Consider the following 12,416-nt stretch of genomic DNA (forward strand, 5'->3'; position numbering starts at 1 on the left):
GCCTCTTGCAAACCCGCACCTATGGCCTGGGCTGTTGTCTCGCACAGCAGGATCTTTCCGCTGTCTGCCTTGTCGCAGAGCCTGGCTGCCAGGTTCGGCGCTGCGCCAATGGCGGCATAGTCCAGCCGCCCTTCGAAACCGATTTGCCCCAGTGTTGCCTCGCCAGTGGCAATCCCGATCCCCAAGCCGATCCGGCTGCTGCCGGTTTGGAACGGTTTCACGGCATCCGGAAAGGCTGCCTGCATCTGCTGCGCTAGTGTCAGCGCCCGCTTGGCCGGATCCTCGCAAGGCAATGGCGCATTGAACAGGACCAGAAGGCCGTCACCCAGAAAACGCTCCAGCGTGCCGCCGGCCTCCTCGATCAGCGGGCCAGAGGCCTGATGGAAGGCGTTGAGCGCGGCGATCACCTGTTCGGGGGCAACCGCACTGGCATAGGCGGTAAAGCCGCGCAGGTCGGCAAACAGAACCGTCACGGTGCGGCGCTGGCTGTTCAGCAGGGTGCTGCCGCCGCCTGCATTGACGATCATCGCCGCCACTGGCTCCGGCAGGAAGCGGCGCAGCCTGTTGGTCCGTTCCAGTTCCGCGACTTGCTGCGCCACTTTGCGCTCCAGCTGGCTGTTCCAGGACTTCAGCTCCTCCTTCTGCGCATTGACCTCCTCGTATAGCGCGCCCAGTTCGCGGCTCATGCTGTTCACATTCCGTGCCAGCCCGCCGAATTCATCCCGGTTTGAAACCCTGGCCCGGGCCGTGAATTTCCCGGAGGCGACCGCACTCAGGGTGCGGCCGATCTGCTCCACCGGCCACAGCACGGAGGAGGAAATTGCATAGCCTGCCAGCAGCGACAAAAGAACGGCTGCCGCGCTGGCCCCGATGACCAGGGCGCGGGCGCGCCCGTAGGCTCTCGCGGTTTCCTGTGCGCGCAGGTTCATCCGCCGTTCGATGTTCTTGGCGATTGTATAAGCATCGCGTTGCAGGCTCAGGGCGATTGGGGTGAACTGTTTATCGACCAGCTCCGCGACCTTGGCCATCTCACCCGACCTGCGCGCCTGCACGAGGTCTGCCGCAACCCCCGGCAGGCGGCTTGCGGTTTTCTGCAGGTTTGCAAGCCGGGGATCCCTTGGCAGCTTCTGCCGTTCCACTTGCCGTGCGTAACGGGCGATGATCACCGTCAGGTCATTAGCTTCGTTCAGGGCCTGGGCAGAGGGCACCCCCATCCTTCCAGGAGACCCGGTTTTGCTGGACAGGGCAAATACCATGGTGTCGCCTGCACTTTGATAGATGCGGTTGTAAGCTGCGATCTGCTGCTGATCGCGGATCAGCAGGCGGGTCCGTTCATTTGCCTGCTGCAACGTCTGCAACCCCAGAATGGCAAGCAGGATCACCAGTCCGGTCCCGGTCAGAAAGGCGGCCAGCAGCTTGTACCGCAGTGAAACCGACAGCCCGGCCACAGCGCGCACCAGAAGATTCGGTTGCGGATCTGTCTGGCGGGGGTCCCCTTGCTCAGGCATCGGCAGGGCTTTCGGTATGTGGCGCGGCGGGTTATGCCAATGAAATGGGGCAAACAGCTGGTAAGGCCATGTTTCACCGTGTTTCAGCGGGGTTGCGCAGCCGAAAACCCCGGTTCTGCCGTCCGGGGCGGCAGATTTGGCCTTCCGGGGCGGCTTCCGGGCGATTTGGCTGTTGACTTGGGGCACAGGGCGGGTAAAAGCCGGGCTTCAGATAGGAATTTACCGAGAGGCCCCTGCCTTTTCGGACGCAGGAGAAGCACCATGGCGAAGCCGACCACCATCAAGATCCGCCTGAACTCGAGCGCGGGCACCGGCCACTTCTATGTGACCAAGAAAAATGCACGCACCATGACCGAGAAAATGGTTGTGCGTAAGTATGACCCGGTTGTGCGCAAGCACGTCGAGTACAAAGAAGGCAAAATCAAGTAAGCCTTCCTTTCGAGATGATTTCCGGAAACGGGTCGCGCTGCGCGGCCCGTTTTCTTTTGGGGCATGTGGTCCGTATGCCTGCTGCCTTCAATTGTCGGAAAAAGCTGCGCGCATTGTCCTGCGCCCCGGCACCTTCTCGCCCCATTTCACGCCTAGCCTGATGCCCTGGGTGAACAAATGAACGGGTGGATGTGCAGTGCGGGTTTTCTTCTTGGCAGCGGTAATGTCAGTGGCCGGGGCACCGGTTTCCAGTTTCTTTGAGACCAAGGCGGCGGTGCCGCTGCCCCCGGCGGTCAGCGTTGAGCCTTTGCCCGCAGCTGGAACTGCCGGGGAGGGCGGGACAGCCCGTCAGGTGGTTGCCGAGCATAGCGTCGGCATCAACGGACGCAGGCTGGCCCTCAGTGTGATGCGCGAGGGCAGCGCCGGTATTGCGGTGCTGAGCGCAGCCGGAACCAGTGCGGTGCCTGTATTGCCTGAGATTGCCGAGGTGCAATTGCTGAACTTGATCCGCAGCGTCTCAGGCTGCCGCGTGTACGGCGGCCTCAGTGAGCTTGCGGGCCGCCAGGGCATTGTTGCCATCTCCGCCGGCCTCGACTGTTCCGGGGGCTGACTTCAGGCGCGCCACTCTGCCACGGTCAGCACAGGTTCCATCCCCATGCCCTGCATCAGCGCGGCGGAGGCGCTGTTGAACGGCGCATAGGTGGCCGCAACCACGGTCGCGCCTTCCGCCAGCGCCCGCGTCCTCATGACCTCCACCAGCGCCTTGCCAACACCCATCCGGCGCCAGGCTTCGGTGACGGAGATATGGTGCAGCATGGCGCGCTTCTCGGCCGCCCGGACCGGCAGGGCGGGGCGGTCCTGCAGTTCATAAATCAGGTAGCCCAGCAGCGCCCCCTGCGGGCTTTCAGCAGCCAGTGCGCAGACGTTGTCCTGCTTCAGCCAGTCCTGCAGCCAGGCGGTCAGATCGCCGCTGCCAGGGGCCGGTACATGCCTCTCCGGCTGATGTTTCGCGTGCAGTGCGTGCAGGTCCTGCAACAGCGGCAGCAAACGGCCTGCCTCGGACGCCGGGATCTCAATGATTTTCATGGGTGTTCCCCTTGTTATTGTTGTTCAAATGAAAAGGGGCGGATCGTTGAGATCCGCCCCTCGCTGTTTGGAATGTGGCCTGCGGTTATTCGCGGTTGCCAAGCAGCTGGAGCAGCATCATGAACATGTTGATGAAGTCCAGATAGAGGCTGAGGGCGCCCATGATCGCTGACTTTGCCAGCCACTCCTGGTCGCCGGCGTGGGCCATCTGCAGGTAGTCGTTCTTGATGCGCTGGGTGTCATATGCAGTCAGGCCCGCAAAGATCAGCACGCCGATCACCGAGATCGCAAATGCCATGGCGGAGGACGCCAGGAAAATGTTAACGATCGAGGCCACGATCAGGCCGATCAGGCCCATGATCAGGAAGGAACCCATGCCGCTGAGGTCCTTCTTGGTGGTGTAACCCACCAGCGACAGGCCCGCAAAGGCGATGGAGGTGATCAGGAACACCTGCACGATGCTTTCGCCGGTGAAGACCAGGAAGATCGAGCTGATCGACAGGCCCATCACGGTGGCAAAGACATAAAACAGCAGCTGCACGCCGGCCGCGGACATACGGTTGGCGGCGGCACCGATGCCGAAGATGAAGGCCAGCGGGGCAAACATGATCACCCACTTCAGCGGCGAGGCATAAAGCGCATAGCCGATGTTGGTCAGGTATTTGTCAGCGCTCAGCTGGGCCACGGCGTTGGCCGGGTCCGAGGTGACTGCCAGCCCGGCAATCGCCCAGGCGGCCAGGAAGGTGATGAACGTGCCTGCCGACATGGTGGCATAGACTTTGTTCATATGGGCGCGGAGGCCCTCATCAATCTGCTGGGCGCGGGCGCCGGCGGCAGAGCGGATGCTGTCGAATTGTGCCATTTGGAATGGTCTCCGTAATCTACTCCCTCGCTGCCGGCACACGAGTGGGACCGCGGGCCGCAGCTTTCCTGCCAAATATCGGGTGAAGCGGAGTTCGGTTCAAGTATTTCGGGCAAAGAAATACATGAAAAACAACCAAACGGGCCGCACTGCGGCGGCCCGTCCGTCAGGCTGGCGTCTGTGAGGGGGCCGCTTCCTCAGAAACTCCAATGATCCGGCGCTCTCCAGAACCCGCCGCGGGCCTCCGCGTCCGCCTGGGCGCGGGTCACGCCGATGTCCTCCAGCGCGCGGTCATCCAGCCGGGACAGCTGGCGGCGCTGGCGCCAGGCAGCCAGATGCAGCCGCAGGCGTGCGGTCAGGGAAAGCTGCGGTTTCACGCGGTGGCAAGAGGTGGTGCAGGCAGAGGTTGCGAGGGTCATGGGCTTGGTCCTTCAGTTGAGATTGTGATGCATCCCTTCTGGGTGATCAATTGTGTTGATGAATATGGGCCTCTGTGGCATATTTTTAAAACGAATGTTTTTGATCCAATGAATCAGGTTCTGTGATGGTAAGAAATCTCGATATCACCACGCTCCGCTCCTTTGTGGCGGTGGCGGAATACGGTGGGGTGACCCGCGCCGCCGGTTTCCTGCATCTGACCCAGTCCGCGGTCTCCATGCAGATGAAGCGGCTGGAGGAGCTCCTTGGGCTGGAACTGCTGGACCGGTCCGGGCGCACCATTGCGCTGACGGCCGAGGGCGAGCAGATGCTGGGTTATGCCCGCAAGATGGTGGCGCTGAACGATGAAGTGATCAGCCGGCTGACCGATCAGGCTTTTGAGGGCGAGGTGCTTTTGGGGGTGCCGCATGATGTGGTGCACCCGGTCATCCCGCAGGTGCTGAAGCGGTTCAGCCTCAGCTACCCGCGGGTCAATGTGAACCTCTGCACTTCCAACACCCGTGATCTGAAGACCGAGTTTTCACGCGGTGCCTTCGATCTGATCCTGACCACCGAAACCGGCGCGGGTGAGGGGGCAGAGACGATCCACAGCATGCCGCTGCGCTGGGCTGGCGCGCCGGACGGATCGGTCTGGCGGCAGCGGCCCCTGCGGCTTGGCTTCTGCCGCAACTGCAGCTTCCGCCCGGTCGCCACGGCGGCGCTGGATGAGGCAGGCATCGAATGGGAAATGGCGCTGGACAGCGATTCCGACCGCACGGTTGAGGCGACAATCAGCGCCGACCTGGCGGTTGGGGTACTGATGGAAGGCACCCAGCCGTCTTATCAGGAACTGATCGGCCCGGGCTGCGGCCTGCCGGAGCTGCCAATGCAGCATATCAATCTTTATGGGGCAGAACGCGTGCATGCGCCCTATGTCGAGGAACTGGCGGAGTTCATCCGGCAGGGGTTCCAGGGACTATGGTCCACGCCGCTGCGCGCCGCCAGCTGAGCCGCAAGCAAGGGAGAGCTCCCGCGCCCGCAGGCTGCCCTGGCTTCGCCAGTGCATCCTTGGCGGCCTTGGGCCAGGCTCAGCGCCGCAGGCGCTGAGCCTGGCCCAACCGCTGCGGTGCATTTTGCAGAAATGCTCTGTCTGCGGGCGGGAGCCCTGACTGCTGCCGCTGGGCCTGTCAGCTGCCGTCCATGGTGATCACCACCTTGCCGGTGGATTTGCGGCTGCGCAGCAGTTCCAGCCCTTCGGCGGCCTGCGCCAGCGGCAGCGTGTGGCTGATATGCGGCTTGATGCGGCCTTCGCCATGCCAGGCGAACAGTGTCTCAAACGACTTGCGCACCGCATCGGGCCGGAACTTCATGTAGCCGCCCAGATAGAAGCCGATCACCGTCAGGTTCTTCACCAGCAGGTGATTGGCCGGGATCTGCGGCACCTCTCCGCCGGCAAAGCCCACCGGCAGCAGCCGCGCACCGGGGTTGGCGGACCGGAAGGCGGCTTTCCACACATCGCCGCCCACCGCATCATAAACCACATCGGCGCCCCCAAGCGCCTTGACCGCATTGCGCAGGTCCTCACCGGCGTCGATCAAATGATCGGCGCCGGCAGCAGCGGCCACATCCAGCTTGTCCCGGCCGCGGGCCTGGGCAATCACCGTTGCCCCCATCAGCTTGCCGATTTCCACCGCCGTCAGCCCGACTCCGCCCGCGGCACCGGTTACCAGCAGGGTCTCGCCGGGTTGCAGGCGGGCACAGTGATCCAGCGCCATATGGCTGGTGCCATAGGCAATCTGCATCGCCGCGGCATGTTCGAAACTCATCGCATCCGGAATCCGGATCAGCCGGGCGGTATCAAAGACACCTGCCTCCGCCAGCCCGCCGGCGCCGCTGAACACTGCGACCCGGTCGCCAATTTCAAAGCCTTCCGTGCCATCACCAAGCGCCGTCACCACCCCGGCCGATTCCAGCCCCAGGGTAAAGGGAGGCGCAGGGGTGTCCTGATAGGTGCCCTTCATCATCAGAAGATCGGCAAAGTTCAGCCCGCAGGCACGCAGCGCAACAGCGGCCTCGCCTGGACCGGGTGCCGGGCATTGCGTTTCCGTCAGGGTTGCTGGTCTGTCAAAAGCGGAGACTTGGAAAGCCTGCATGTGTTCTCCTCACCTTTTGCGGGAATCGGCTTGATTCGCCGGGGCACACTGCCGGTGTGCCGCTGCAGCTTACACCTCGCTATTTCTGGGGAGGTACGCGATCCGCAGCCGCTTGGCAATAAAACGTTTGGAAAAATGCTGCGTGAAATCATGATCTTGGGTTGCAAGTCCCCGTCAAGGGCGACGGCAGCCTTGCAATCAACCGCAAGGGTTGTACACTTTTGCTCAGAGGTTGAAGACTGATCGTGCTGATGGGGATCGTGCTTCCGGCAGGCATACGAAGCTGCCAGAGCACTTTATTGGTAGAGCGGTCCGGAATTTGGCCAAATTGACAGTTAGGAGAAACGCATGGCTCATCCCGTAGACGTGCACGTGGGAAAGCGCATTCGCCACCGCCGGTGGCTGATCGGTATGACACAGCAGCAGCTTGCCGAGCAGGTCGGCATCAAGTTCCAGCAGATCCAGAAATATGAAACCGGTGCCAACCGGGTCAGCGCCTCCCGTCTTTGGGATATTTCCGATGCGCTGGAAGTTCCGGTGAGCTTCTTCTTCGAAGGCTTGCAGGAAGAGGGCAAGGCCCCGGCTGAGAAAGCCTCCGTGCCTGAGGACCTGATGGGGGACAAGGAAGCGCTGGACCTGGTGCGTTCCTATTATTCAATCCCGGAAAACCAGCGCCGCCGCCTGTTTGAACTGGCCCGCGTGCTGAGCGACGTTGCCTGAGACGGGGCAGGGCCCGGATCACAACCCGGGCCTGACAGGAATTTGCAGCGCAAAACCGGTGAGTGGCAGGGTTTGCGCTTGCAATGATAGCGTCTGGGTGGCACCCGTTCGGGTATGACACAGGCATCACTCACGGACCTAGACGTAGCGAACAGGATGGCAGACGCGGCTCGCGCTGCCATCCTGCCGCATTTCAGAGCCCCCTCCTTGAATGCCGAGAACAAGCTCGTCGGCGGATTTGATCCGGTGACCGTAGCCGACCGGGCCGCCGAGCAGGCGATGCGGGCGGTCTTGGCAGATCTGCGTCCCGAGGACGGTATCCTGGGTGAGGAGTTCGGTGCCGCGGCCGGCAGTTCAGGCCGCACCTGGGTGCTGGACCCGATCGACGGCACCCGCGGCTTCATTAGTGGCACGCCGACCTGGGGCGTGCTGATTGCGCTGTCGGATGACAACGGCCCCTTCCTCGGCGTGATCGACCAGCCCTACACCGGCGAGCGTTTCTGTGGCGGGGCGGAGATTGCCTCGATGACCGGTCCGCTGGGTGAAATGCCTTTGCGGACCCGCGGCACAGCGGCGCTGTCGGATGCAATCCTGTTCACCACTTTCCCTGAGGTCGGAACCGCGGAAGAGCGTGCAGGCTTTGAACGCGTGGCGGCGCAAGCCAAGCTGACCCGCTATGGCATGGATTGCTACGCCTATGCGCTGGTGGCGGCAGGGCAGGCGGATCTGGTGATCGAGGCGGGCCTCAACGCTTATGACATTCAGGCGCCGATTGCGGTGATCCAGGCGGCGGGCGGCGTTGTCACCGACTGGCAGGGCAACCCGGCGCACAATGGCGGCCGCGCCCTGGCAGCGGCCAATGCGGAAATCCACGCCGCCGCGCTGGAACTGCTGCGCCAGACGCAGACGGGTTGAAACCGGCGGCCCCGGTCTATAGTCTCCCGGCAGGCCGGTTCTTCGCCCGTTTTCCATCGGCCGATCACACATTCCCATGAAGCGGGCTGTCTATTGGAGTGTGTGGATATGACAGAGATCCTGATTCAAAACGCTGATACCGTCCTGACCATGGACGATTCCCGTCGTGTTCTGCACGGTGCTGATGTGCTGATCCGTGGCGGAGTGATTGCCGCAGTGGGGCAGGGGCTTCAGACCCGCGGAGAGGTGGTCTCCGGCCGCGGCTGCGTGGTCACCCCCGGGCTGGTGAACACCCACCACCACCTGTACCAGAACCTGACCCGCGCGGTGCCGGGCGGACAGGACGCGCTGCTGTTCGGCTGGCTGCAAACGCTGTACCCGATCTGGTCGCGCTTTGGCCCGGACGAAATGTTCATCTCCGCTCAGTTGGGCCTTGCCGAACTGGCGCTGTCTGGCTGCACCCTCAGCTCCGACCACCTGTACCTCTATCCCAATGGCGCCCGGCTGGAGGACACCATCCATGCCGCCCGCGACATCGGTGTGCGGTTCCATCCGACTCGCGGCGCCATGAGCATCGGTGAAAGCGACGGCGGACTGCCTCCGGACAGCCTGGTCGAGGAAGAGCGCGCCATCCTCGACGACATGATCCGGGTGGTGGATGCTTTTAATGATCCGTCCGAAGGCGCCATGTGCCGCGTCGGTCTGGCGCCGTGCTCGCCGTTTTCAGTTAGCCGCGAGCTGATGCGCGACGCCGCGCTGCTGGCCCGTGACAAGGGCGTTATGCTGCACACACATCTGGCCGAAAATGACGAGGACATCGCCTATTCCGAGGAGAAATTCGGCTGCCGCCCCGGCCAGTACGCAGAGGAGCTGGGCTGGACCGGCGATGATGTTTGGCATGCCCATTGCGTGAAACTTGACGTGCAAGAGATTGATCTCTTTGCCAGAACCCGCACCGGCGTGGCCCATTGCCCCTGTTCCAATTGCCGCCTTGGCAGCGGCATAGCGCCGGTGCGCGCGATGCGGGATGCAGGCGTGCCGGTAGGGCTGGGCGTGGACGGCTCCGCCAGCAACGACATGGCCAGCCTCTCAGCGGAGGCGCGCCAGGCCATGCTCTTGCAGCGGGTTGCAAACGGGGCTGACGCGATGAGCGCTTATGAAGCGCTGGAGATCGCCACCCGCGGCGGCGCTGACGTGCTGGGCCGCCCTGATTGCGGCCGCTTGGAGCCGGGCAAGCGCGCCGACATCGCTATTTGGGACACCAGGGGTGTGGCCTCCAGCGGAAGCTGGGACGCGGCGGCGCTGCTGCTGGCCGGCCCAGCTCAGGTCAAGCATCTGTTTGTCGAGGGCAAGCAGATTATCCGCAGCGGCGAGCTGACCACCCTGGACCTGCCGCAGTTGATCGAACGCCACGGCCAGCTGGCGCAACGGCTAATGCAGTGAGAGATCCGGCCTTCATCTGGCTGAAAATATCCCCGCAGCAGGCAGAGGCGCATCAGCGCCTCTCCTAAACCTGCCGGCCGCCGATCCAGACCTCGGCAATCGCCCGGTCATCGCCCATCATTATGGTCGGGAACACCGCTTCCCAAATGTCTTCGGCCCGCGCTGACCGCTGGGCGATGGCCGGAGTGGAGGCGAGGTCCAGCACCACCAAATCCGCTTCCATGCCTGCCGCGATGTTGCCGGTCTTGCCTTCCATCCGCAGCGCTGTGGCCGAGCCTTGCGTCGCCAGCCACAACAGCTGCGCTGCGTGCAGCGGGGTGCCGCGCAACTGGCCAATCTCATAGGCCGCTGCCATCGTGCGCAGCATCGAGAAACTCGACCCGCCGCCGGTGTCGGTGGCAAGGCCGATCCGCTGGCCTTCGGCCATCAGCCCGGCCATGTCAAAAAGGCCGGAGCCGATGAAGGTGTTCGACGTCGGGCAATGGATCAGCGCCGCGCCGTAGTCCCGCAGCCGGTGCCGCTCGCGTTCCTCCAGGTGGATGGCGTGGCCGTAAAGCCCCTTGGCGCCCAAGAGGCCGAACTCCTCATAGGTGTCCAGATAATCGCGGGCCTGCGGGAACAGCGATTTCACCCACTCGATCTCATCGGTCTGCTCGCTCAGATGCGTCTGCATCAGGCATTCCGGGTGCTTGGCCCAGAGCGCGCCCATTGCCTCCAGCTGTTCCGGGGTCGAGGTTGGGGAGAACCGTGGTGTGATGGCGTATTCCAGCCGGTCCACCCCGTGCCAGTGCCCGATCAGCGCGTCACTATCGTCATAGGCCGATTGCGCCGTGTCCCGCAGCCCTTCCGGCGCATTGCGGTCCATGCAGGTCTTGCCCGCAACCACTCGCTGCCCGCGCGCCTGCGCCGCAGCAAAGAATGCATCCACGCTCTCCGGGTGAATGGTGCAGTAGCTGCAGACCGTAGTGGTGCCGTGCGCCGCGGTCAGATTCAAATAGCGGTTTGCGATTTCATCCGCATAGGCGCGGTCGCCGAACCTCATTTCCTCCGGGAAGGTGTAGCTGTTCAGCCAGTCGATCAGCCGCTTGCCCCAGCTGGCGATGATTGCGGTCTGCGGGTAATGCACATGGGCATCGACGAACCCCGCCATGATCAGCTTGCCGGAATGATCCACGGTCTCCGCCTCCGGCAGCAGCGCCTGCATCTCTGCCAGCGTCCCGACCCCTGCAATCCGCCCGTCCTGCACTGCCACCGCGTCCAGCAGCCGGGCCGCGTCCTCTGGGCGCTCGCCTGCAAAGGGAGACGCGGAAAAGGCAAGAACCTGCCCCTTCAGGATGTAACCGTTGCCCATGCGCTGAACCCTTTCCTTGCAAAATGGCTCCGCGCAGGATACCCGCCGGAAGGGCGCGGGTAAATTGCAGCATTGCCATTGTTTTCCGGTGGCGGCCTCTTCTATTTTGCACGCAAAGACCAATAAATTCGGGGGGCATCAGATGAGCAGCGGCGACAACATCACCGGCGACCAGTCTCAGGAAGATGCCTATGACCTCGACCGCAAGATGGTCTCGCAGGTTCTGGAGGCGGTAGAGCAGGGCGATCAGAAGGCTCTGACGGAACTTCTGGAAGACCTTCACGCAGCCGACATCGCCGACCTTCTGGAACAGATCGATTCCGATGACCGGATCAGCCTGATCCGGCTTTATGACCGGGAATTCGACGGCGAGATCCTGTCGGAGCTGGACGAGAGCATCCGCGAAGAGGTGATCTCGATCCTGAACCCGATGGTTCTGGCGGATGCGGTGCGGGAACTGGACAGCGATGACGTTGTCGACCTGCTGGAAGACCTGGAGGTGCCGCAGCAGGAAGCCATCCTGGATGCGCTGGAAGACGCCGACCGGGTCGCCGTCGAACAGTCGATGAGCTTTCCGGAAAACTCCGCCGGCCGCCTGATGCAGCGCGAAGTGGTAATGGCGCCCGAGCACTGGAACGTCGGGCAGGCCATTGATTTCATGCGCAACTCCGACGATTTGCCAGAGCAATTCTACCATGTTGTTTTGGTCGATCCGCGCCTGCATCCGGTTGGCAACGTGACCCTGGGCCGGATCATGGGCGCCAAGCGCCATGTGACGCTGACCGACCTGGTCGAGGACACCTTTCAGGTCATTCCCGCCGATCAGGACGAGGAGGACGTGGCCTATGCCTTCAACCAGTACCACCTGATCTCGGCCCCTGTGGTCGATGACGAAGGGCGGCTGGTTGGCGTCATCACCATCGACGATGCGATGATCGTGCTGGACGAGGAACACGAGGAGGACATCCTGCGCCTCGCCGGTGTGGGCGAGGAAAGCTCGCTTGCCGACCGGGTGATCGAGACCACCAAGCGCCGCTTCCCCTGGCTGGCGGTGAACCTGGTGACAGCGGTGCTGGCCTCGCTGGTGATTGCCCAGTTTGAGGCGGCAATTGCCCAGATCGTGGCGCTGGCGGTGCTGATGCCGATTGTTGCCTCGATGGGCGGCAATGCGGGCACCCAGTCGCTGACGGTTGCCGTGCGCGCCATCGCCACCCGCGACCTCACCGGTTCCAACGTCTGGCGGGTGATCCGGCGGGAGGTGCTGGTGGGGCTGGTCAACGGGGTGATCTTTGCCATCGTCATGGGGCTGGTGGGCCTGGCCTGGTTCGGCTCGCCGATGCTGGGCGTGGTGATTGCCGTCGCTATGGTGGTCAATCTGGTCGTGGCGGGGCTGGCAGGAACGGTGATCCCGGTTCTATTGGAGAAAACCGGAATTGACCCGGCGCTGGCCTCTGGCGCTTTTGTGACCACGGTGACCGACGTGGTGGGCTTTTTCGCCTTCCTGGGCCTTGCGGCCGTTCTATTGCTCTAGG

The 12,416-nt window shown here is 63.2% G+C and carries 14 protein-coding genes and 2 pseudogenes; 9 read left to right on the top strand and 7 right to left on the bottom strand.

Going from position 1 to position 12,416, the window contains the following annotated elements:
* Positions 1 to 29 precede the first annotated feature (29 nt).
* A pseudogene (locus RA24_RS22955) lies at positions 30 to 473 on the bottom strand (adenylate/guanylate cyclase domain-containing protein); the annotation flags it as partial.
* Here RA24_RS22955 and RA24_RS22755 point away from each other — a divergent pair.
* Positions 381 to 665, top strand: coding sequence for a hypothetical protein (locus RA24_RS22755; RefSeq protein WP_082020327.1), 285 nt, complete (start codon positions 381 to 383; stop codon positions 663 to 665). The pseudogene RA24_RS22955 and the gene RA24_RS22755 overlap by 93 nt on opposite strands.
* 66 nt (positions 666 to 731) lie before the next feature.
* Here the strand turns inward: RA24_RS22755 and RA24_RS22960 are convergent.
* A pseudogene (locus tag RA24_RS22960) lies at positions 732 to 1,028 on the bottom strand (hypothetical protein); the annotation flags it as partial.
* On the opposite strand from RA24_RS22960, the gene RA24_RS22765 reads away from it, so the two are divergent.
* The 3 genes from RA24_RS22765 to RA24_RS06535 all read left to right on the top strand — a co-directional run bounded on the left by RA24_RS22765 (position 969) and on the right by RA24_RS06535 (position 2,547).
* Positions 969 to 1,430, top strand: coding sequence for a hypothetical protein (locus tag RA24_RS22765; RefSeq protein WP_152612818.1), 462 nt, complete (start codon positions 969 to 971; stop codon positions 1,428 to 1,430). The pseudogene RA24_RS22960 and the gene RA24_RS22765 sit on opposite strands and share 60 nt — an antisense overlap.
* Positions 1,431 to 1,769: 339 nt before the next feature.
* Complete coding sequence (rpmG, locus tag RA24_RS06530) at positions 1,770 to 1,937, top strand: 50S ribosomal protein L33 (RefSeq protein ID WP_008554190.1); 168 nt, start codon at positions 1,770 to 1,772, stop codon at positions 1,935 to 1,937.
* Positions 1,938 to 2,160: 223 nt separating this feature from the next.
* The gene (locus RA24_RS06535; protein WP_019295729.1) at positions 2,161 to 2,547 is read left to right on the top strand and encodes a hypothetical protein; all 387 of its coding nucleotides are present in this window, start codon (positions 2,161 to 2,163) and stop codon (positions 2,545 to 2,547) included.
* 2 nt (positions 2,548 to 2,549) lie between these two features.
* Here RA24_RS06535 and RA24_RS06540 read toward each other — a convergent pair whose 3' ends face one another.
* From RA24_RS06540 to RA24_RS06550, 3 genes are all read right to left on the bottom strand, one after another.
* Positions 2,550 to 3,023, bottom strand: coding sequence for a GNAT family N-acetyltransferase (locus tag RA24_RS06540; protein ID WP_039190597.1), 474 nt, complete (start codon positions 3,021 to 3,023; stop codon positions 2,550 to 2,552).
* 85 nt (positions 3,024 to 3,108) lie between these two features.
* On the bottom strand, positions 3,109 to 3,885 hold the full coding sequence (locus tag RA24_RS06545; protein ID WP_039190599.1) for a Bax inhibitor-1/YccA family protein: 777 nt from the start codon (positions 3,883 to 3,885) through the stop codon (positions 3,109 to 3,111).
* A 197-nt stretch (positions 3,886 to 4,082) separates the two neighbouring features.
* On the bottom strand, positions 4,083 to 4,304 hold the full coding sequence (locus tag RA24_RS06550) for a DUF1127 domain-containing protein (protein ID WP_039190600.1): 222 nt from the start codon (positions 4,302 to 4,304) through the stop codon (positions 4,083 to 4,085).
* 125 nt (positions 4,305 to 4,429) lie between these two features.
* On the opposite strand from RA24_RS06550, the gene RA24_RS06555 reads away from it, so the two are divergent.
* On the top strand, positions 4,430 to 5,311 hold the full coding sequence (locus RA24_RS06555) for a LysR family transcriptional regulator (RefSeq protein WP_039190602.1): 882 nt from the start codon (positions 4,430 to 4,432) through the stop codon (positions 5,309 to 5,311).
* A 178-nt stretch (positions 5,312 to 5,489) separates the two neighbouring features.
* On the opposite strand, the gene RA24_RS06560 is transcribed toward RA24_RS06555, so the two are convergent.
* Complete coding sequence (locus tag RA24_RS06560; RefSeq protein ID WP_039190604.1) at positions 5,490 to 6,455, bottom strand: NADPH:quinone oxidoreductase family protein; 966 nt, start codon at positions 6,453 to 6,455, stop codon at positions 5,490 to 5,492.
* 348 nt (positions 6,456 to 6,803) lie between these two features.
* On the opposite strand from RA24_RS06560, the gene RA24_RS06565 reads away from it, so the two are divergent.
* The 3 genes from RA24_RS06565 to RA24_RS06575 all read left to right on the top strand — a co-directional run bounded on the left by RA24_RS06565 (position 6,804) and on the right by RA24_RS06575 (position 9,533).
* A complete protein-coding gene (locus RA24_RS06565; protein ID WP_019295723.1) occupies positions 6,804 to 7,175 on the top strand; it encodes a helix-turn-helix domain-containing protein in 372 nt (123 codons plus the stop codon).
* A gap of 114 nt (positions 7,176 to 7,289) precedes the next feature.
* Positions 7,290 to 8,090 carry a histidinol-phosphatase gene (gene hisN, locus RA24_RS06570; protein WP_029204765.1) on the top strand — a complete coding sequence of 267 codons (801 nt, stop codon included), beginning with the start codon at positions 7,290 to 7,292 and terminating at the stop codon, positions 8,088 to 8,090.
* 108 nt (positions 8,091 to 8,198) lie between these two features.
* Positions 8,199 to 9,533 carry an 8-oxoguanine deaminase gene (locus RA24_RS06575; protein WP_019295721.1) on the top strand — a complete coding sequence of 445 codons (1,335 nt, stop codon included), beginning with the start codon at positions 8,199 to 8,201 and terminating at the stop codon, positions 9,531 to 9,533.
* Between the two features lie 64 nt (positions 9,534 to 9,597).
* On the opposite strand, the gene guaD is transcribed toward RA24_RS06575, so the two are convergent.
* Entirely contained in the window at positions 9,598 to 10,884 is a 1,287-nt protein-coding gene (gene guaD / locus RA24_RS06580) for a guanine deaminase (RefSeq protein WP_039190606.1), read from the bottom strand.
* 142 nt (positions 10,885 to 11,026) lie between these two features.
* Between guaD and mgtE the strand changes: the two genes are divergently transcribed.
* Positions 11,027 to 12,415 carry a magnesium transporter gene (gene mgtE / locus RA24_RS06585; RefSeq protein ID WP_039169511.1) on the top strand — a complete coding sequence of 463 codons (1,389 nt, stop codon included), beginning with the start codon at positions 11,027 to 11,029 and terminating at the stop codon, positions 12,413 to 12,415.
* Position 12,416: the final 1 nt, after the last annotated feature.

Source organism: Leisingera sp. ANG-M6 (genome assembly GCF_000813905.1).
Classification (GTDB): Bacteria; Pseudomonadota; Alphaproteobacteria; order Rhodobacterales; family Rhodobacteraceae; genus Leisingera.

What these genes read in the sequence shown, in the direction of transcription:
- RA24_RS06540 (WP_039190597.1), bottom strand. Translation starts at nt 3,023, where the DNA reads ATGAAAATCATTGAGATCCCGGCGTCCGAGGCAGGCCGTTTGCTGCCG.
- RA24_RS06535 (WP_019295729.1), top strand. Translation starts at nt 2,161, where the DNA reads ATGTCAGTGGCCGGGGCACCGGTTTCCAGTTTCTTTGAGACCAAGGCG.
- RA24_RS06565 (WP_019295723.1), top strand. Translation starts at nt 6,804, where the DNA reads ATGGCTCATCCCGTAGACGTGCACGTGGGAAAGCGCATTCGCCACCGC.
- RA24_RS06550 (WP_039190600.1), bottom strand. Translation starts at nt 4,304, where the DNA reads ATGACCCTCGCAACCTCTGCCTGCACCACCTCTTGCCACCGCGTGAAA.
- hisN (WP_029204765.1), top strand. Translation starts at nt 7,290, where the DNA reads ATGACACAGGCATCACTCACGGACCTAGACGTAGCGAACAGGATGGCA.
- RA24_RS06555 (WP_039190602.1), top strand. Translation starts at nt 4,430, where the DNA reads ATGGTAAGAAATCTCGATATCACCACGCTCCGCTCCTTTGTGGCGGTG.
- RA24_RS22755 (WP_082020327.1), top strand. Translation starts at nt 381, where the DNA reads ATGGAAGGCGTTGAGCGCGGCGATCACCTGTTCGGGGGCAACCGCACT.
- RA24_RS06560 (WP_039190604.1), bottom strand. Translation starts at nt 6,455, where the DNA reads ATGCAGGCTTTCCAAGTCTCCGCTTTTGACAGACCAGCAACCCTGACG.
- mgtE (WP_039169511.1), top strand. Translation starts at nt 11,027, where the DNA reads ATGAGCAGCGGCGACAACATCACCGGCGACCAGTCTCAGGAAGATGCC.
- guaD (WP_039190606.1), bottom strand. Translation starts at nt 10,884, where the DNA reads ATGGGCAACGGTTACATCCTGAAGGGGCAGGTTCTTGCCTTTTCCGCG.
- rpmG (WP_008554190.1), top strand. Translation starts at nt 1,770, where the DNA reads ATGGCGAAGCCGACCACCATCAAGATCCGCCTGAACTCGAGCGCGGGC.
- RA24_RS06575 (WP_019295721.1), top strand. Translation starts at nt 8,199, where the DNA reads ATGACAGAGATCCTGATTCAAAACGCTGATACCGTCCTGACCATGGAC.
- RA24_RS06545 (WP_039190599.1), bottom strand. Translation starts at nt 3,885, where the DNA reads ATGGCACAATTCGACAGCATCCGCTCTGCCGCCGGCGCCCGCGCCCAG.